Raw genomic sequence first — 19,035 nt, forward strand, 5'->3', positions numbered from 1 at the left:
GCGAGCCCGGCGGGAGGACATCAGACCATCAGGGAGCGGTCCGTCGGCTTGACCGGGTACGGGAGGGCGCTCGTGCCCGTCAGGTAGCGGTCCACGCCGCGGGCGGCCGAGCGGCCCTCCGCGATGGCCCACACGATCAGGGACTGGCCGCGGCCGGCGTCGCCGGCGACGAAGACGCCGTCGGCGTTGGTCGCGTACGAGGCGTCACGGGCGATGTTGCCCCGCGCGTCCAGCTCCACCCCGAACTGCTCGACCAGGCCGTTGGACTGGTCGGTGCCGGTGAAGCCCATCGCCAGCGTGACCAGCTGCGCGGGCAGGACCCGCTCGGTGCCGGGCTTCTGGACGAGCTTGCCGTCCTCGAAGGAGACCTCGATCAGGTGCAGGGCCTGGACGTTGCCGTCCTCGTCGCCCTCGAAGTGGGTGGTCGAGACGGAGTAGATCCGCTCGCCGCCCTCCTCGTGGGCCGAGGTGACCTTGTACAGCATCGGGAACGTCGGCCACGGCATGGACTCCGGCCGGTCCTCCGACGGACGCGGCATGATCTCCAGCTGGGTGACGGAGAGGGCGCCCTGGCGGTGTGCGGTGCCGACGCAGTCCGCGCCGGTGTCGCCGCCGCCGATGACGACCACGTGCTTGCCCTCGGCCGTGATGGGGGGCGCCACGAAGTCGCCCTCCTGGACCTTGTTCGCGAGGGGGAGGTACTCCATCGCGAAGTGGATGCCCTTGAGGTCGCGGCCCGGGACCGGGAGGTCGCGGGAGACGGTGGCACCGGCGGCGACCACCACCGCGTCGAACCGCTTGCGCAGGTCCGTCGCCGTGATGTCGCGGCCGACCTCGATGCCGGTGCGGAACTTGGTGCCTTCCGCGCGCATCTGCTCGATGCGGCGGTTGATGTGCACCTTCTCCATCTTGAACTCGGGGATGCCGTAGCGCAGCAGGCCGCCGATGCGGTCGGCGCGCTCGTACACGACCACGGTGTGGCCGGCCCGGGTCAGCTGCTGGGCGGCGGCCAGGCCGGAGGGGCCGGAGCCGATGACGGCCACGGTCTTGCCGGACAGCCGCTCGGGCGGCTGCGGGGTGACGTCGCCGTTGTCCCACGCCTGGTCGATGATCGAGACTTCGACGTTCTTGATGGTGACGGCCGGCTGGTTGATGCCGAGCACGCACGCCGACTCACAGGGAGCCGGGCACAGACGGCCGGTGAACTCCGGGAAGTTGTTCGTCGCGTGGAGGCGCTCCGACGCCGCCGCCCAGTCCTCGCGGTAGGCGAAGTCGTTCCACTCGGGGATCAGGTTCCCCAGCGGGCAGCCGTTGTGGCAGAACGGGATGCCGCAGTCCATGCAGCGGCCGGCCTGCTTGCTGATGATCGGCAGCAGCGAGCCCGGAACGTAGACCTCGTTCCAGTCCTTGACGCGCTCGGCCACGGGACGGGTGCAGGCGGTCTCGCGCGGGGTGGTGAGGAAGCCCTTCGGGTCAGCCATGGGTCGCCGCCTCCATCATCTTCTCGGTGGTCTCGGACTCGGAGAGTCCGGCCAGCTCAGCGGCGTCCTTGGCGGCGAGCACTGCCTTGTACGTGGTCGGGATGATCTTGCTGAAGCGGGCCGCGGCGGCGTCCCAGTCAGCCAGGAGCTTCGCGGCCACGGTCGAGCCGGTCTCCTCCTCGTGGCGGCGCACCACATCGTGCAGCCACTGCTTGTCCTCGTCCGAGGGGGCCTCGACGGCCCCCGCGTTGCCGGAGTTGATCTGTCGGGGGTCGAGGTCGATGACGTACGCGACGCCGCCCGACATGCCCGCCGCGAAGTTGCGGCCGGTCTCGCCGAGGACCACGGCCGTGCCGCCGGTCATGTACTCGCAGCCGTGGTCGCCCACGCCCTCCGAGACGACCAGGGCGCCGGAGTTGCGGACGCAGAAGCGTTCGCCGGTGCGGCCGCGCAGGAACATCTCGCCGCCGGTGGCGCCGTAGCCGATGGTGTTGCCGGCGATGACGGAGTACTCGGCGAGGTGGTCGGCGCCGCGGTCCGGGCGGACCACGATCCGGCCGCCGGAGAGGCCCTTGCCGACGTAGTCGTTGGCGTCACCCTCCAGGCGCAGGGTGATGCCCTTGGGGAGGAAGGCGCCGAAGGACTGGCCGGCGCTTCCGGTGAAGGTCAGGTCGATGGTGTCGTCGGGCAGGCCCGCGCCGCCGAACTTCTTGGTGACGTGGTGGCCGAGCATGGTGCCGACGGTCCGGTTGATGTTGCGGATGGCGACCTGGGCGCGGACCGGCTGGGCCGCCTCGGCGGTCTCGGCGTTCAGCGCGTCGGCGGCGAGCTCGATCAGTTCGTTGTCGAGGGCCTTCTCCAGACCGTGGTCCTGCTCGATCACCGCGTGGCGGACGGCGCCCTCGGGCAGGGCCGGCACGTGGAAGAGGGGTTCGAGGTCGAGGCCCTGCGCCTTCCAGTGGGTGACGGCCTTGCTGGTGTCGAGGAGCTCGGCGTGCCCGACGGCCTCCTCGATGGTGCGGAAGCCCAGCTCGGCGAGGATCTCGCGGACCTCCTCGGCGATGAACTCGAAGAAGTTCACGACGAACTCGGGCTTGCCCGAGAAGCGCTCGCGGAGCACCGGGTTCTGGGTGGCGATGCCGACCGGGCAGGTGTCCAGGTGGCAGACGCGCATCATGACGCAGCCGGAGACGACGAGCGGCGCGGTCGCGAAACCGAACTCCTCGGCGCCGAGCAGCGCGGCGATGACCACGTCGCGGCCGGTCTTGAGCTGGCCGTCGGTCTGGACGACGATGCGGTCGCGCAGGCCGTTGAGCAGCAGGGTCTGCTGGGTCTCGGCGAGGCCGAGCTCCCAGGGGCCGCCCGCGTGCTTGAGGGACGTCAAGGGGGACGCGCCCGTTCCGCCGTCGTGGCCGGAGATGAGGACGACGTCCGCGTGGGCCTTGGAGACACCGGCCGCGACCGTGCCGACGCCGACCTCGGACACGAGCTTCACGTGGATGCGCGCGGCCGGGTTGGCGTTCTTGAGGTCGTGGATCAGCTGGGCCAGGTCCTCGATGGAGTAGATGTCGTGGTGCGGCGGCGGGGAGATCAGGCCGACGCCGGGCGTCGAGTGACGCGTCTTGGCGACCCACGGGTAGACCTTGTGGCCGGGCAGCTGGCCGCCCTCGCCGGGCTTGGCGCCCTGGGCCATCTTGATCTGGATGTCGTCGGCGTTGACGAGGTACTCGCTGGTGACGCCGAAGCGGCCGGAGGCGACCTGCTTGATCGCGGAGCGGCGCTCCGGGTCGTACAGGCGGTCGGGGTCCTCGCCGCCCTCACCGGTGTTGGACTTGGCGCCCAGCTGGTTCATGGCGATGGCGAGGGTCTCGTGCGCCTCCTGGGAGATGGAGCCGTACGACATGGCGCCGGTGGAGAAGCGCTTGACGATCTCGGAGACCGGCTCGACCTCGTCGAGGGGGATCGAGGGGCGGTCGGAGTGGAAGCCGAAGAGGCCGCGGAGCGTCATCAGGCGCTCGGACTGCTCGTTCACCCGGTCCGTGTACTTGCGGAAGATGTCGTACCGGCGGTTGCGGGTGGCGTGCTGGAGGCGGAAGACCGTCTCCGGGTCGAACAGGTGCGGCTCGCCCTCGCGGCGCCACTGGTACTCGCCGCCGATCTCCAGCGCGCGGTGCGTGGCCGCGATGCCGGAGACGGGGTACGCCTTCGCGTGGCGGGCGGCGACCTCCTTGGCGATGACGTCCAGGCCGGCGCCGCCGATCTTGGTGGCGGTGCCGTTGAAGTAGGTGGCGACGAACTCCTCGTCGAGGCCGACGGCCTCGAAGACCTGGGCGCCGCGGTAGGAGGCGACGGTGGAGATGCCCATCTTGGACATGACCTTCAGCACGCCCTTGCCGAGGGCGTAGATCAGGTTCCTGATGGCCTGCTCGGGCTCGATGCCCTCGATGAAGGTGCCGGCGCGCAGCAGGTCCTCGACGGACTCCATGGCGAGGTACGGGTTGACGGCCGCGGCGCCGTAGCCGATGAGCAGGGCGACGTGGTGGACCTCGCGGACGTCACCGGCCTCGACCAGCAGGCCCACCTGGGTGCGCTGCTTGGTGGCGATGAGGTGGTGGTGCACGGCGGAGGTGAGCAGCAGCGACGGGATCGGCGCGTGCTCGGCGTCGGAGTGGCGGTCCGACAGGACGATCAGGCGGGCGCCGGCCGCGATGGCGGCGTCGGCCTCGGCGCGGATCTCCTCGATCCGGGCGGCGAGGGCCTCGCCGCCGCCGGAGACCCGGTAGAGGCCGGAGAGCGTGGCGGCCTTCATGCCGGGCATGTCGCCGTCGGCGTTGATGTGGATGAGCTTGGCCAGCTCGTCGTTGTCGATCACCGGGAAGGGCAGGGTGACGCTGCGGCAGGACGCGGCGGTCGGCTGCAGCAGGTTGGACTGCGGGCCGATCGAGGAGAGCAGCGAGGTGACGAGCTCCTCGCGGATGGCGTCCAGCGGCGGGTTGGTGACCTGCGCGAAGAGCTGGGTGAAGTAGTCGAACAGCAGCCGGGGGCGCTCGGAGAGGGCCGCGATCGGCGAGTCGGTGCCCATGGAGCCGAGCGGCTCGCCGCCGGTGCGGGCCATGGGGGCGAGGATGACGCGCAGCTCTTCCTCGGTGTAGCCGAAGGTCTGCTGGCGGCGGGTGACCGAGGCGTGGGTGTGGACGATGTGCTCGCGCTCGGGCAGGTCCGACAGCTCGATCTCGCCGGTCTCCAGCCAGTCCGCGTACGGGGCGGCGGAGGCGAGCCCGTCCTTGATCTCGTCGTCCTCGATGATCCGCTTCTGGGCGGTGTCGACGAGGAACATCTTGCCGGGCTGGAGGCGGCCCTTGCGGACGACCTTGGCCGGGTCGATGTCGAGGACGCCGACCTCGGAGCCGAGGACGACGAGGCCGTCGTCGGTGACCCAGTAGCGGCCGGGGCGCAGACCGTTGCGGTCGAGGACCGCGCCGACCTGGGTGCCGTCGGTGAAGGTGACGCAGGCGGGGCCGTCCCAGGGCTCCATCAGCGTGGAGTGGTACTGGTAGAAGGCGCGGCGGGCCGGGTCCATGGAGGTGTGGTTCTCCCACGCCTCCGGGATCATCATCAGCACGCTGTGCGGCAGCGAGCGGCCGCCGAGGTGGAGCAGCTCCAGGACCTCGTCGAAGGAGGCGGAGTCGGAGGCGTCCGGGGTGCAGATGGGGAAGATGCGGTCCAGGGCGGCCTCGCCGAAGGCGGAGGTGGCCAGCTGGGACTCGCGGGCCTTCATCCAGTTGCGGTTGCCCTTGACCGTGTTGATCTCGCCGTTGTGCGCGACGAAGCGGTACGGGTGGGCCAGCGGCCAGGACGGGAAGGTGTTCGTGGAGAACCGGGAGTGGACCAGGGCCAGCGCCGAGGCGAAGCGGCGGTCGGAGAGGTCCGGGAAGAAGGGCTCCAGCTGGCCGGTGGTCAGCATGCCCTTGTAGACGAGGGTGCGGGCGGAGAGCGAGGGGAAGTAGACCCCGGCCTCGCGCTCGGCGCGCTTGCGCAGGACGAACGCCTTGCGGTCCAGCTCGATGCCGCTGGCGCCATTGCTGACGAACAGCTGCGAGAAGGCGGGCATCGTGGCGCGCGCGCCGTTGCCGAGCAGGTCGGGGGTGACCGGGACCTCGCGCCAGCCGAGGACCGTGAGGTTCTCCTCGGCGGCGATGGCCTCGATGCGCTCCACGGCGACGGCCTGTGCGGGGCCGTCGGCGGGGAGGAAGGCGATGCCGACGGCGTACGCGCCGGCCTCGGGGAGATCGAATCCGGCGACCTCGCGCAGGAAGGCGTCCGGGACCTGGGAGAGGATGCCGGCGCCGTCGCCGGAGTCCGGCTCGGAGCCGGTGGCGCCGCGGTGCTCAAGGTTCCGCAGAACGGTCAGGGCCTGCTCGACGAGAGTGTGGGTCGCCTCGCCGGTGAGGTTCGCCACGAATCCGACGCCGCAGGCGTCCTTCTCGTTGCGCGGGTCGTACATGCCCTGCTGGGCGGGGCGACCGTCCATGGGCGACCAGGCAGTGGTGCTGGGGCCGGTCGCGGAGTGCGTGGATGCGGAACGCATCGGCTCTCCCGTCGTCGTCGTGGCAAATGTGCTGGCCGAGGGACGACGTTGGCCCTCTGCGAAATTTCGTGCAGGTTACATGATGGCGGTTATCCCGAGAAGCGGATATCCGCGTCCCAACATGCGGACACGCACGAGGCGGGAGAGGGGGAGCCTTCGGGGGTGATCTGCGCTGATCTGCCGATCTCCGGTGTTCCGCGGCGATCCGCAAGGATCCGCGGGGCATGAACGAGCTCGACGGCTCCCGCGGATTCGGTGGGGGTGAAGGTCCCCGCGTGACACGTTCGTGACACGGGCGTTAGCGAGCATCGTTGCCCGGCGCCGTGGTCTTGATGCCCGGTGGCGACGGAAGTGAAACCACCGGATTCGTGACGGGTGGCGGACACCGTGTCGGGTGCCTGGTTATGTCACGTACCGCATAGTCTCCCACTCCCAGGCCGCTCAGCCTATGGCGCCGCCGATCCAGGTTCCCAGGACGTACGTCACACCGGCGGCGGCACCACCCAGGACAAGCTGGCGCAAACCGCTGTACCACCAGGACCGGGCCGTCACCCGCGCCACCACCGCGCCGCAGGCGAAGAGCCCGACGAGCGCCAGCAGCACGGCCGGCCACAGGGCCGTCGCCCCGAGCAGGTACGGCAGGACGGGCAGCAGCGCGCCCAGCGCGAAGGAGCCGAAGGACGACACCGCGGCGACCAGCGGCGAGGGCAGGTCGTCGGGGTCTATGCCGAGCTCCTCGCGGGCGTGGATCTCCAGCGCCTGCTCCGGGTCCCGGGACAGCTGCATCGCCACCTCACGGGCGAGGGCGGGCTCCACCCCGCGCCAGACGTAGAGCTCGGCGAGCTCCTCCATCTCGTCGACCGGGTGCTTGCGCAGCTGCTGGCGCTCGACGTCGAGCTCGGCGAGGACGAGTTCACGCTGCGAGGCCACGGAGGTGTACTCGCCGGCCGCCATCGAGAAGGCGCCGGCGGCGAGACCGGCGAGGCCGGTGATGACGATGGTCTGCGGGGCCACCGCACCACCCGCCACACCGGTCATCAGGGCGAGGTTGGAGACGAGCCCGTCCATGGCGCCGAAGACCGCGGGGCGCAGCCATCCGCCGTTGACGTCGCGGTGGGTGTGGTTGTCGCGGTGCGCGGTGTGCAGCGGTGCTTCGGTGTCGATGATGGACATGCGGCGTATCTCCCCTTTTCGCATGAGCGGGTACGCGAAAGCCACGCGCAGCCGGGCCCTCCCTGGGCACTCCCCGAACACCTCGAAACTACGCACGATTTACGGCTCCCGCCAGCAAGGAAGGCCGTACTTACCTGCGCTTTCGCGGGCCCGCGGCCCTCCTCGGCGGGGGCGGCCCGGGTTGTCCTGGCGCCAGGACAGGGGGCTCGGCGGGACGTGATCGTGGCACGGTTGCCCTACGCGCCCGTCCCACCGCTCAGGAGGCAGCCCGACCATGACGGCCATCGCCGTGCTCGGCAGTACGAACATGGACCTCGTCGCCTACGTCCCCAGGGCCCCGCGCCCCGGGGAGACCGTCACCGGGCGGGAGTTCCGCACGGTTCCCGGCGGCAAGGGCGCCAACCAGGCGGTGGCCGCCGCCCGCCTCGGCGGGGAGGTGGTGATGATCGGCGCGGTCGGCGCGGACGAGTTCGGCGTACGGCTGCGGGCGGCCCTCGACGGGGCGGGGGTGGAGACCGCCGCCCTGCGCACCGTGGAGGGCGCCAGCGGCACCGCTCACATCACCGTCGACGACGAGGGCGCGAACAGCATCGTCGTCATCCCCGGCGCCAACGGCCGCGTCACCGGCCTGGAGCCGGGCGACGCGTCGCGGATCGGCGCCGCCGACTGCCTGCTGCTCCAGCTCGAACTGCCCATGGCGGCCGTCCTGGCGGGCGCCCGCGCGGCCCGCGCCCACGGGGTGCGCACGGTCCTCACCCCGGCGCCCGCGCAGCCGCTCCCGCCCGAGCTCCTCGCCGCGACCGACCTGCTGGTGCCCAACGAGCACGAGGCCGCCGCCCTGACCGGGCTGGCCGACCCGCACCGGGCCGCCGGGGCGCTGCTGCGGGAGGTGCCGGAGGTGGTGATCACCCTGGGTGCGGCGGGCTCCCTGTACGCAGCCCGGGGCCGGGAGCCGCTGACCGTGCCGGCGCCCCGGGTGCGGGCGGTGGACACCACCGCCGCCGGGGACACCTTCGTGGGGGCGCTCGCGGTGGCCCTCGGGGAGGGCCGGCCGGTGCCGGACGCGCTGCGCTGGGCTTCGGTGGCGGCGGCGCTGTCGGTGCAGCGGCCGGGGGCCCAGTCCTCGATGCCGACCCGCCCGGAGACGGACGCCGCCGCCGGGGCCTCCGGCGCGGAACGGGGCTGAGGACAGCCTCCCGGGCGTGTGAGGCGCGGGGGTCCGGGGGCGGGGCCCCTGGGAACGGTGGAAGGGCGGGCAGGGGACCCCGGCCCCGCGCAGCGGCACCCGCCGCGCAGGGCGCGTCAGGTCTTGTCGGCCTCCGGGGCCGACTTCGTCAGCCCGACCGGCTTCGGCTCAGCCGCTTCGGCCTTCTCCGGCTCGACGGCGTCAGCCCGCTCAGCGGACTCGGCCCCCTCACCAGCCGCAGCGGCGTCAGCCGCCCCGCCAGGCTCCGCCTCGTCCGAACCGCCGGAGGCGACCGGCTCGACCACCGACTCCCGCCCCGGGCGCAGCTTCGCCGACAGGACGAAGTAGACGACCGCGAGGATGAAGACCACGATGGCCGTCCACACGTTCAGGCGGAGGCCCAGGATGTGGTGGGCCTCGTCGACCCGCATGTACTCGATCCAGACCCGTCCCGAGCAGTACGCCGCCACGTACAGGGCGAAGGCCCGCCCGTGTCCCAGCTTGAAGCGGCGGTCCGCCCAGATGACCAGGGCGGCGACGCCCAGGCACCAGAGGGACTCGTAGAGGAAGGTCGGGTGGTAGAGGCCGGCGACCCGGTTCGGACCCTCGCTGATCTTCAGCGCCCACGGCAGGTCGGTGGGGCGGCCGTACAGCTCCTGGTTGAACCAGTTGCCCCAGCGGCCGCACGCCTGGGCGATGGCGATACCGGGGGCGAGGGCGTCGGCCCAGGCCGGCAGCGGGATGCCGCGCAGCCGGCAGCCGATCCAGGCGCCCACCGCGCCCAGCGCGATCGCGCCCCAGATGCCGAGGCCGCCCTCCCAGATCTTGAAGGCGTCGACCCAGTCCCGGCCTTCGCCGAAGTAGAGCTGGTAGTCGGTGATCACGTGGTAGAGGCGACCGCCGACCAGGCCGAACGGCACCGCCCACACGGCGATGTCCGCGACCGTGCCCGGCTGTCCGCCGCGCGCGATCCACCGCTTGTTGCCGAGCCAGACGGCGACGAAGACGCCGATGATGATGCAGAACGCGTAGCCGCGGAGCGGGATCGGTCCGAGATGGATCACGCCGGTCGACGGACTGGGGATGTAAGCAAGGGTCATGGCAAGGCTGACGCTACCCTGCCGGGCGGTGGCCACCGCAACCCGCCCGGCAAGCTGAAACCAAAACCACACCCGGCGGTCGCCGCCGCTCAGTCCTCCGTAGTCCCCTTGGTCACCGTCTTCGCACCGGACGAGCCGGACGAACCGCCTGACGACCCCGACGCACCCGTCTTCGCCACGGAGCCCGGCTTCCCGGATGCCGAGGCCGACGGCGAAGCGGAACCGGAAGCCGAAGCGGAACCCGACGGCTTCGGGGCGCCGGCCGCGCCCGCGTTGGCCTCGACCTTCTCCTTCAGCTTCTGCGGGGTCAGCGGGTTGGCCTGGTCGCCGAAGATGTCCTTGCCGTCGAGCAGCACCGTCGGGGTGCCCTTGAACTTCCCGGCCCGGAACGCCTCGTGCGACTTGGCGACCCAGCTGTTGTGGGTGCCGTCCTCCACGCAGGAGCGGAACGCCGGGGTGTCGAGCCCGCCGACCTTCCCCGCCAGCTCCAGCAGCTTGGCGTTCTTGGCGTAGGCGTCGTCCGTCTCCGGCGGCTGGTTCACGAAGAGGACGTCGTGGTACGCGGGGAACTTGCCGGCGTCCTGCGCGCAGGCCGCCGCGTTCGCCGCGTTCAGCGAGCCGGTGCCGCGCATGTTGCCGTCGATCAGGGTCACCAGGTGGAACTCGATCTTGAGCAGGCCCCGGTTCTCCAGGTCGTGGAGGGTGTCGCGGTAGCTGTCCTCGAACGCCTTGCAGGCGGGGCAGCGGAAGTCCTCCCAGACCGTGAGGGTGGACTTGGCGCTGTCCTTGCCCGTCTGGATGGCGAGCGCGTCCTTGCCGGTGGCGCCCGAGGGGGCCGCGACCGGGCCCTTGGCCGACTTGTCGCCCTTGCCGGTGTTGGCCGCGATCACGCCGACGACGGCGGCCAGGCCGAGTACGCCGACCACCGCCCCGCCCACGACGAGGGCGCGCCTGCGCTTGTCCTTCTTCCTCTGCTGCTCGCGCTCCGCCTGGAGTCGCTCCCGGGCCGATCGTTTCGTCACATCGCGGTTCGCACCGTCGTTCTTCTCGCTCACGTTCCGCCAAACGAAGCGGGGAGGCACTCGCGTGCCTCCCCGCTCCCGAATCCACTCGATCGGGCTACAGAACCCCGATCCGGGCCCGTCCCCTGTCAGGACCTGCGTACGCCTTCCGCGAGGTCGCCCGCCAGGGCCCGCAGGCCCTCCAGGCCCGTCGGCAGGTCAGGGGCGTCCAGCAGCACCTTCACGAAGGCCGAGCCGACGATCACCCCGTCGGCGAAGCCCGCCACCTGCCGCGCCTGGGCCGCGTTGGAGACGCCCAGGCCCACGCAGACCGGCAGGTCGGTGGTGGCGCGGGTGCGGCGGACCAGTTCCTGGGCCTCCTCGCCGACCGACTCGCGGGTGCCGGTGACGCCCATCAGGGAGGCGGCGTAGACGAAACCGGAACCGGCCGCGGTGATGGTGGCCAGGCGCTCGTCCTTGCTGCTGGGGGCGACGACGAAGACGGTCGCGAGGCCGTGCTTCGCCGCGTGCTCGCGCCACAGGGCGGACTCCTGGACCGGCAGGTCGGGCAGGATGCAGCCCGCGCCGCCGGCGGCGGCCAGCTCGGCGGTGAACCGCTCGACGCCGTAGCGGTCGATGGGGTTCCAGTACGTCATGACCAGGATCGGGACGCCGGTGGCCTCGTACGCCTCGCGCACGGTGCGCATCACGTCCGCGATCTTCACGCCGCCGCGCAGGGCGATGTCGTCGGCGGTCTGGATGACGGGGCCGTCCAGGACCGGGTCGCTGTGCGGCAGGCCGATCTCGACCAGGTCCGCTCCGCCGGCGACGACGGCCTTGACGGCCTCGATGCCGCCGTCCACGGTCGGGAAGCCGGCCGGGAGGTAGGCGACGAGCGCCGCGCGCTCCTCGGACTTCGCCTTGGCGAGGGTCGCGCTCAGCAGCTCGATGTTTCCGTTGGCGCTCACTTGTCGTCCCCCTCGGAGAACTCGTTCTCGGCCACTTCGCCGTCGGTGTCGTACAGCCCGAAGTAGCGGGCGGCGGTGTCCATGTCCTTGTCGCCGCGGCCGGACAGGTTGACCACGATCAGGCCGTCGGGGCCCAGCTCCCGGCCGAGGTCGAGGGCGCCGGCCAGGGCGTGGGCCGACTCGATCGCCGGGATGATGCCCTCGGTGCGCGAGAGCAGGCGCAGGGCCTGCATGGCGGCGTCGTCGGTGACGGCGCGGTACTCGCCGCGGCCGCTGTCCTTGAGGTAGGAGTGCTCGGGGCCGATGCCCGGGTAGTCCAGGCCCGCGGAGATGGAGTAGGGCTCGGTGATCTGGCCCTCCTCGTCCTGGAGCACGTAGGAGCGGGAGCCGTGCAGGATGCCGGGCTCGCCCGCGGTCAGCGTGGCCGCGTGCTCGCCGGTCTCCACGCCGTGCCCGGCGGGCTCGAAGCCGACGAGGCGGACGCCGGCGTCGGGGATGAAGGCGTGGAAGAGGCCGATGGCGTTGGAGCCGCCGCCGACGCAGGCCGCGACGGCGTCGGGCAGGCGTCCGGCGCGCTCCAGGATCTGGCGGCGGGCTTCGACGCCGATGACGCGGTGGAAGTCACGGACCATGGCCGGGAAGGGGTGCGGGCCCGCGACGGTGCCGAAGAGGTAGTGGGTGCGGTCCACGTTGGCGACCCAGTCGCGGAACGCCTCGTTGATGGCGTCCTTGAGGGTCCGGGAGCCGGACTTCACGGCGATGACCTCGGCGCCGAGCATGCGCATACGGGCCACGTTGAGGGCCTGGCGCCGGGTGTCGATCTCGCCCATGTAGATGGTGCAGTCGAGGCCGAACAGGGCGCAGGCGGTGGCGGTCGCGACGCCGTGCTGGCCGGCGCCGGTCTCGGCGATGACGCGGGTCTTGCCCATGCGCCGGGTGAGCAGGGCCTGGCCCAGCACGTTGTTGATCTTGTGCGAGCCGGTGTGGTTGAGGTCCTCGCGCTTGAGGAAGATCCGGGCGCCGCCGGCGTGCTCGGCGAAGCGGGGGACCTCGGTCAGGGCGCTGGGGCGGCCCGTGTAGTTCACCATGAGGTCGTTGAGCTCGGCCGCGAAGGCCGGGTCGCTCTTGGCCTTCTCGTACTCGACGGCGACCTCGTCCACGGCGGCGACGAGGGCCTCCGGGATGAACTTGCCGCCGAAGTCGCCGAAATAGCCCTCGGCGTTGGGGACGCTGCCCTCCGGGTCGGGGAGGAAGAACGAGCTGGTGGACATGCCACTACTCCTACGTGATGCGGTATGCGATGCCGACGGGTGGCTGGAATGCACCGTATGGCGCCGTCGGTCCGTCGCCCGCGCACCCCGCTGGACGGGGGTGGGGGTACGGACGGAGCGGCCCTCGCCGGGAGCCGTGGGCGGCTCGGGGCAGAAGGCCGTACGCGGCCGGCCGCGGCCGGCACCTGGGGTGCCGGGCGGGCGGAGCCGTCGTTACAGCGCGGCTCCGCCGCGCCATCGCATGCCGTTGACCTGACCGGGCTCGGAGCCGATCACGTAGCGCACCCGCCTGCCGTGGACGCGCCGGGCCGGGGCGCGGCAGCCGCGGGGGCGGCAGCCGCGCGCCAGGGGCGCGTACGCCGTCGGCACGCCGGCCGGGCCGTGGCCCGGGCGGGTGCGGACGGAGGGGCGGGAGGGGGCCATGGGAGTGGTCAGCTCCGCCCGTGGCGCAGGGCGGGGTGGGCGCCGGCGGCGACGAGGTCGGCCACGGCCGCCTTCGGGTCGCGGCCGGTGACCAGGGACTCGCCGACGAGGACGGCGTCGGCGCCCTCGTTGGCGTAGGCGATCAGGTCGTGGGGTCCGCGCACGCCGGACTCGGCGACCTTCACGATGTGGGGCGGGATCTCTCCGACGACGCGCTCGAAGGTGGAGCGGTCGACCTTGAGGTCCTTGAGGTTGCGCGCGTTGACGCCGATGATCTTGGCGCCGGCGGCGACGGCCCGCTCGACCTCCTCCTCGTCGTGGACCTCCACGAGCGGGGTGAGGCCGATGGACTCGGCCCGCTCGATGAGGGAGACGAGGGCTTCCTGGTCCAGCGCCGCCACGATCAGCAGCACGAGGTCGGCGCCGTAGGCACGGGCCTCCCACAGCTGGTACGCCGTGACGATGAAGTCCTTGCGCAGGATCGGGACGTCGACGCGGGCGCGGACGGCCTCCAGGTCGGCCAGCGAGCCGCCGAAACGACGCTGCTCGGTGAGGACGGAGATGACCGCCGCACCGCCCGCCTCGTAGTCGGCGGCGAGCCCGGCCGGGTCCGCGATGGCGGCCAGCGCGCCCTTGGAGGGGCTGGAGCGCTTGACCTCGCAGATCACCTTGACGCCGTCGCCGCGCAGGGCCGCGACGCCGTCCTTGGCCTGGGGCGCCTTGGCGGCACGCTCCTTGAGCTCGTCGAGGCTCACGCGGGCCTGCCGTTCGGCAAGGTCTTCGCGGACCCCTTCGATGATCTCGTCGAGCACACTCACGCGAGCGGCCCCCTTCCGGGTCGATGACGTTCGGCCGCCTTGCGGACACGTACCACTGCAAGGTCAGCACTCAAATGGTATCCGCAGGTCGCCGCCGCCTCCGCACGGAAGCCGGGGTGTCCCAGGGTGCGGACACCTGGAACGCGGGGTTCCTGCTGCCGGGGGCGGGGACCGCCGCCAGGTCAGGGGGCCAGAGCGGACCCGATCGGCAGGTTCCTGATGATCGAGAAGCCCAGGACGAGGGTGCCGGTCGCCCACCACCAGCCGGGGCGCAGGGCGATCCGGGGCACCGGACCGCCGCGGAAGGCGCGGACCAGCCACAGCGCCGTGAAGGCGGCGAAGACCAGGTAGCCGGCGACCGCGACGGCGTTGTCCCCCAGGGCCGCCACCAGGTCCCCCCGCGCGAAGGCGTGCGCGCTGCGCAGCCCGCCGCAGCCGGGGCACAGGACGCCGGTGAGCCGGAACAGCGGGCAGACCGGGTAGTGGCCGGGCTCGTTGGGGTCCACGGCGCCCACGTACGCGAAGGCGGCCACGGCCCCGGCCAGGGTGAGGACGGGAGCGGCCAGCCGCCGCGCCCGCGAGGGCGGTGCGGGCGGACACGGCGGGGCGGCCGGGCCGACGGGGGTACGGGAGGCGTCCACCGGCTGATTCTCTCCGCTCATGAGGAAAGGCGCAGCCCGCCCGGGCCGCGCCTTCCGTGTGCCAGGGCCCGGCTCAGACCTTCGCGGAGAGCTGCTGGGCGGCGATGACCTTGGCGAGGTCCTCGTGGGCGGGCTTCGGCATGCCCATGCCCGCGGCCTTCATCGCGAGACCGACGACACCGCCGAGCGCGACGACGCCGATGCCCGCCCAGAACCCGACCGGGTTCGCGATCACCATGAAGGCGCCGGCGACGCAGAAACCGATGAAGGAAATGACGACACCGGTCCAGGCGGCCGGGGTGTGTCCGTGGCTCGTGCCCGCCATGAATTGCTCCTCGTTGATCTGTCGGGCGTGACGTCTCGCACGCTCGCTGCCATTGTCCCGCACGCGGCGTGCGGATTCCCCGGGGGGTGGCCCGTTCCGGGCCGTCCGGCGCGGGCCGGGCCTCAGCCCGTCGGGTCCTCGCCCCGGTCCAGGGCCTTCCACAGGTCCTCGGGCCGTTCGGGGTCCACCGGGGCGGGCGTACGCCGCCGGGGGCTGCCGTCGCGCTCGTAGCGGCCCCCCATCGCGGGCCAGCTCCGGCCGAAGCGCAGGGCCAGCAGCCCGGCGCACAGGATCAGGGCCGCGCCCGCGGCGGTGATGTACGGCCAAGCGGTGTGGCTGAGCTCGACCACCCGGGCGGCGGTGTCGGCGGTCGCGACGGCGGCCCGCTCGTCCAGCGCCCGGCGGTCGTCGGCGGCGAGCACCGCCGACACCGCGGCGCCCAGGCCGCTCAGCGCCAGCAGGGCGGAGACCAGCAGCCGCCCCCGGCCCCGTACGGCGAACACCGCGACGAGGGCCGCGAGGCCGACGATGGCCAGGGCCGCCGGCAGGCCGGTGACGGCCCGCCCGTCGGCGGTCAGCGGGAGCGAACCGCCCCCGACGGCGGCGCTGCCCCGGGCCCAGACGCGGCCGGAGGCGAGCAGGACGACAGTGGCGCCGAGCGCGCCGAGCAGCAGGGCGACGGCCACCGTGCGGCGGCCGGCCCGGCTCTCGGGGGCGTCGGCGTGGGGGGGCAGGGGTACGGCAGTCACGTACCCCACTATCCCCTACGCCCTCAGCCGCGCTGGAGGCGGTTCGCCGCTCCCACCGCGCGGAGCACGGCGGCGGCCTTGTTGCGGCACTCCCGGTCCTCCAGCTCGGGCACCGAGTCGGCGACCACCCCGGCCCCGGCCTGGACGTACGCCGTCCCGTCGCGCAGCAGCGCCGTACGGATGGCGATGGCCGTGTCGGAGCCCCCGGCGAAGTCGAGGTAGCCCACGCAGCCGCCGTACAGGCCGCGGCGGGTGGGCTCCAGCTCCTCGATGATCTGCATGGCGCGCGGCTTGGGCGCGCCGGAGAGGGTGCCGGCGGGGAAACAGGCGGTGAGCACGTCGAAGGCGGTCCGGCCCTCGGCGACCCGTCCGGTGACCGTGGAGACGATGTGCATGACGTGCGAGTACCGCTCGATCGACATGAAGTCGACGACCTCCACGGAACCCGGCTCGCACACCCGGCCGAGGTCGTTGCGGCCGAGGTCGACGAGCATCAGGTGCTCGGCGCGCTCCTTGGGGTCGGCCAGCAGCTCCTCGGCGAGGTCGTTGTCCTCCTTCGGGGTGGCGCCGCGGTGGCGGGTGCCCGCGATGGGGTGGACCATGGCCCGTCCGTCCTCGACCTTCACCAGCGCCTCGGGGCTGGAGCCGACCACGTCGAAGCCGTTGTCGAAGCGGAAGAGGTACATGTACGGAGACGGGTTGGTGGCCCGCAGCACCCGGTAGACGTCCAGGGCGGAGGCCCGGCAGGGGGTCTCGAACCGCTGCGAGGGCACCACCTGGAACGCCTCGCCGGCCCGGATGCGCTCCTTGACGTCCTCGACGGCGGCCTGGTAGTCCTCCCCGCCCCACAGGGCGTCGAAGGGCGGCAGCTCGGATACGGGCAGCGGGGCGGGCGTGTAGGGGGCGGGCCGTGCGAGGTCGGCCTCCATGGCGTCGAGCCGGGCCACGGCGTCGGCGTACGCCTCGTCCACGCCGGTGTCGAGGTCGTTGTGGTTGATGGCGTTGGCGATGAGCTGGACCGTGCCGTCCCAGTGGTCGAGGACCGCCAGGTCGGAGGTGAGCAGCATGGTGAGCTCGGGCAGCTCCAGGTCGTCGCGGGCGTGGTCGCCGATGCGCTCCAGGCGGCGGACGATGTCGTAGCCCAGGTAGCCGACCATGCCGCCGGTGAAGGGGGGCGTCGGGCCCGCGGCGTCGCCGGCGGGGGGCGTGTGCAGGGCCTCCACGGTGGCCCGCAGGGCGTCCAGCGGGTCGCCGTCCACGGGGACGCCGACGGGCGGGGTGCCGATCCAGTGGGCCTCGCCGTCCTTGACGGTGAGGGTGGCGTCGCTGCGCACGCCGACGAAGGAGTAGCGGGACCAGGAGCGGCCGTTCTCGGCGGACTCCAGCAGGAAGGTGCCGGGGCGTTCGGCGGCCAGCTTCCGGTAGAGCCCGACCGGGGTGTCCCCGTCGGCGAGGAGCCGGCGGCTGACGGGGATGACGCGGCGGTCGGCCGCGAGCTTGCGGAAGGTGTCGAGATCCATGGGTGACGGGGCCCTCACTGGCTAGTCGGCGTCGCTGAGCAGGACATCGGCGTCGAAGCAGGTGCGCGCGCCGGTGTGGCAGGCGGCCCCGACCTGGTCGACCTTGACGAGCACGGTGTCGGCGTCGCAGTCGAGGGCGACGGACTTCACGTGCTGGTAGTGGCCGGAGGTGTCACCCTTGACCCAGTACTCCTGGCGGCTGCGGGACCAGTAGGTGCAGCGGCCGGTGGTCAGGGTCCGGTGCAGGGCCTCGTCGTCCATCCAGCCGAGCATGAGCACCTCTCCGGTGTCGTACTGCTGGGCGATGGCCGGGACCAGGCCGTCGGCGGAGCGCTTGAGGCGGGCGGCGACGGCGGGGTCGAGGGGGGACGTACTCATGGGGCCATTGTGCCGCGCCGCGGCGGCCGTCCTTGATCTCCGTCCGCCTGATGAGCAGCCATCCAGGGGGCCGCGGCCGTAGGCTGGCCGGTATGTCTACCCATGCGAAGCGTGAACGCCTGCTCCTGGCGGACCTGTTGGAGGCCGCGGGCCCCCAGGCCCCGACGCTGTGCGAAGGCTGGACCTGCCGGGACCTGGCCGCGCACGTGGTGGTCCGCGAGCGCCGGCCGGACGCGGCGGGCGGCCTGCTGCTGAACGTCCTCAAGGAACGACTCGACCGGGCGATGGCCGAGTACACGGCGAAGCCGTACGAGGAGCTGATCCGGCTGATCCGCACCGGCCCGCCGAAGCTGTCCGTGTACGCGTTCAAGCAGGTGGACGAGGCGGCCAACGCCGTCGAGTTCTACGTGCACGCGGAGGACGTGCGGCGGGCGCAGCCGGACTGGACGCCGCGGGCGCTGGACCCGGTGTTCGCGGACGCGCTCTGGTCCCGGCTGGAGAAACTGGCCCGGCTGACGGGCCGCAAGTCGCCGGTGGGTCTGGTGCTGCGCCGCCCGGACGGGCGTACGGCGGTGGCGCGCAAGGGGGTGCCGGTGGTGACGGTGACGGGCGAGCCGGGTGAGCTGACCCTGTTCTGCTTCGGCCGGCAGGGCGTGGCCGAGGTGGACCTGGAGGGCGAGAAGGAGGCCGTTTCGCGGGTGACGGTGGCCCAGCTCGGCATCTGAGGCGGGGCGGCCCGGGGCGGGGAGGCCCGGGGCGGGGAGGCCCGGGGCCGCCGGTACCGCCGGGCCGGTGAAACCGGGCATGGCGCCCCGAGGCGAAAGGTTTCCGCACTCCGGCCGCTCCCTACGCTCCGTCACGGACGCCGACCGATTCGGTGTCGCTCGTCACCGTGAAAGGAACGGAAGAACCCATGCGACTTCGCATCAGCGCCGCCGCCCTCGCCGGAGCCCTCGCCCTGGTCCTGCCCGCAGGAGCCCAGGCGTTCGCCGACGAGGGCAAGGCCCTCAACTACGTGTACGTGGACGGGAGCCACGCCGAGAAGAACGCCCAGATCAAGGAGATGGGCACGGACACCTGCCATGCCCTTCCCTCCAACGCCTCGGACGTCGTCGAAGCGGTGAACGAGACCGACTCGGTGGCCCTGCTCTTCGAGGAGGAGGAGTGCGGCGGCACCCCGGTCGCCACCCTCCAGCCGGGTGAGAAAGCGGGCGACTTCCACGCCGCCTCGGTGGTCTTCCAGCGGGCGCGCAAGCAGGACGAGCAGGCGGGCCGGCAGCAGGCGGACAAGCAGCAGAAGCCCGAGCAGCAGGACGACTTCAGCTCGTTCGGCGACGACATGCGCTAGGCCCTGCCGCCCGGGCGGGGGAACCCGGGGGGCGCCCCCCGGGTTCCCCCGTCCGGCAGACCGGC

17 protein-coding genes are annotated in these 19,035 nt (G+C 72.6%); 3 read left to right on the top strand and 14 right to left on the bottom strand.

The genetic code is table 11. From position 1 onward, the window contains the following. Positions 1-20: 20 nt before the first annotated feature. From ABZ716_RS08960 to ABZ716_RS08970, 3 genes are all read right to left on the bottom strand, one after another. Positions 21-1,481, bottom strand: coding sequence for a glutamate synthase subunit beta (locus tag ABZ716_RS08960; protein WP_351883324.1), 1,461 nt, complete (start codon positions 1,479-1,481; stop codon positions 21-23). Next, positions 1,474-6,012 carry a glutamate synthase large subunit gene (gene gltB, locus ABZ716_RS08965; RefSeq protein ID WP_358957804.1) on the bottom strand — a complete coding sequence of 1,513 codons (4,539 nt, stop codon included), beginning with the start codon at positions 6,010-6,012 and terminating at the stop codon, positions 1,474-1,476. The genes ABZ716_RS08960 and gltB overlap by 8 nt, the downstream gene beginning before the upstream one ends. A gap of 498 nt (positions 6,013-6,510) precedes the next feature. After that, a complete protein-coding gene (locus ABZ716_RS08970; protein ID WP_358957721.1) occupies positions 6,511-7,242 on the bottom strand; it encodes a VIT1/CCC1 transporter family protein in 732 nt (243 codons plus the stop codon). 274 nt (positions 7,243-7,516) lie between these two features. Here ABZ716_RS08970 and rbsK point away from each other — a divergent pair, with 274 nt between their 5' ends. Beyond that, positions 7,517-8,428 (top strand): ribokinase, encoded by a 912-nt coding sequence (rbsK, locus tag ABZ716_RS08975; RefSeq protein WP_358957723.1) that lies wholly within the window; start codon positions 7,517-7,519, stop codon positions 8,426-8,428. A gap of 116 nt (positions 8,429-8,544) precedes the next feature. Here the strand turns inward: rbsK and lgt are convergent, their stop codons facing one another. The 11 genes from lgt to hisI all read right to left on the bottom strand — a co-directional run bounded on the left by lgt (position 8,545) and on the right by hisI (position 17,622). Beyond that, positions 8,545-9,528 (bottom strand): prolipoprotein diacylglyceryl transferase, encoded by a 984-nt coding sequence (lgt, locus tag ABZ716_RS08980; protein WP_358957725.1) that lies wholly within the window; start codon positions 9,526-9,528, stop codon positions 8,545-8,547. An 89-nt stretch (positions 9,529-9,617) separates the two neighbouring features. Then, positions 9,618-10,583 carry a thioredoxin domain-containing protein gene (locus tag ABZ716_RS08985; RefSeq protein ID WP_358811927.1) on the bottom strand — a complete coding sequence of 322 codons (966 nt, stop codon included), beginning with the start codon at positions 10,581-10,583 and terminating at the stop codon, positions 9,618-9,620. A 95-nt stretch (positions 10,584-10,678) separates the two neighbouring features. Continuing rightward, positions 10,679-11,497 carry a tryptophan synthase subunit alpha gene (gene trpA / locus ABZ716_RS08990; protein ID WP_358811928.1) on the bottom strand — a complete coding sequence of 273 codons (819 nt, stop codon included), beginning with the start codon at positions 11,495-11,497 and terminating at the stop codon, positions 10,679-10,681. Continuing rightward, a complete protein-coding gene (gene trpB / locus ABZ716_RS08995; protein WP_358811929.1) occupies positions 11,494-12,768 on the bottom strand; it encodes a tryptophan synthase subunit beta in 1,275 nt (424 codons plus the stop codon). Before trpB ends, trpA begins: the two co-directional genes overlap by 4 nt. 213 nt (positions 12,769-12,981) lie before the next feature. After that, on the bottom strand, positions 12,982-13,191 hold the full coding sequence (locus ABZ716_RS09000) for a tryptophan synthase subunit(beta) (RefSeq protein WP_351883310.1): 210 nt from the start codon (positions 13,189-13,191) through the stop codon (positions 12,982-12,984). 8 nt (positions 13,192-13,199) lie between these two features. Then, on the bottom strand, positions 13,200-14,009 hold the full coding sequence (trpC, locus tag ABZ716_RS09005; RefSeq protein ID WP_351883308.1) for an indole-3-glycerol phosphate synthase TrpC: 810 nt from the start codon (positions 14,007-14,009) through the stop codon (positions 13,200-13,202). A 182-nt stretch (positions 14,010-14,191) separates the two neighbouring features. After that, on the bottom strand, positions 14,192-14,671 hold the full coding sequence (locus tag ABZ716_RS09010) for a DUF2752 domain-containing protein (RefSeq protein WP_358957727.1): 480 nt from the start codon (positions 14,669-14,671) through the stop codon (positions 14,192-14,194). A gap of 52 nt (positions 14,672-14,723) precedes the next feature. After that, positions 14,724-14,975: an HGxxPAAW family protein gene (locus ABZ716_RS09015; RefSeq protein ID WP_358811931.1), complete on the bottom strand. Its 252-nt coding sequence runs from the start codon at positions 14,973-14,975 to the stop codon at positions 14,724-14,726. Positions 14,976-15,097: 122 nt separating this feature from the next. After that, a complete protein-coding gene (locus tag ABZ716_RS09020) occupies positions 15,098-15,733 on the bottom strand; it encodes a TIGR02234 family membrane protein (RefSeq protein WP_358811932.1) in 636 nt (211 codons plus the stop codon). A 14-nt stretch (positions 15,734-15,747) separates the two neighbouring features. Beyond that, entirely contained in the window at positions 15,748-17,244 is a 1,497-nt protein-coding gene (locus ABZ716_RS09025; protein ID WP_358957730.1) for an anthranilate synthase component I, read from the bottom strand. 21 nt (positions 17,245-17,265) lie between these two features. Further along, a complete protein-coding gene (gene hisI / locus ABZ716_RS09030) occupies positions 17,266-17,622 on the bottom strand; it encodes a phosphoribosyl-AMP cyclohydrolase (protein ID WP_351883298.1) in 357 nt (118 codons plus the stop codon). 92 nt (positions 17,623-17,714) lie between these two features. On the opposite strand from hisI, the gene ABZ716_RS09035 reads away from it, so the two are divergent. Further along, a complete protein-coding gene (locus ABZ716_RS09035; protein WP_358811934.1) occupies positions 17,715-18,347 on the top strand; it encodes a TIGR03085 family metal-binding protein in 633 nt (210 codons plus the stop codon). 188 nt (positions 18,348-18,535) lie between these two features. After that, positions 18,536-18,970 (top strand): hypothetical protein, encoded by a 435-nt coding sequence (locus tag ABZ716_RS09040; RefSeq protein WP_358811935.1) that lies wholly within the window; start codon positions 18,536-18,538, stop codon positions 18,968-18,970. Positions 18,971-19,035 lie beyond the last annotated feature (65 nt).

It is taken from the genome of Streptomyces sp. NPDC006687 (assembly GCF_040636215.1).
Classification (GTDB): Bacteria; Actinomycetota; Actinomycetes; order Streptomycetales; family Streptomycetaceae; genus Streptomyces.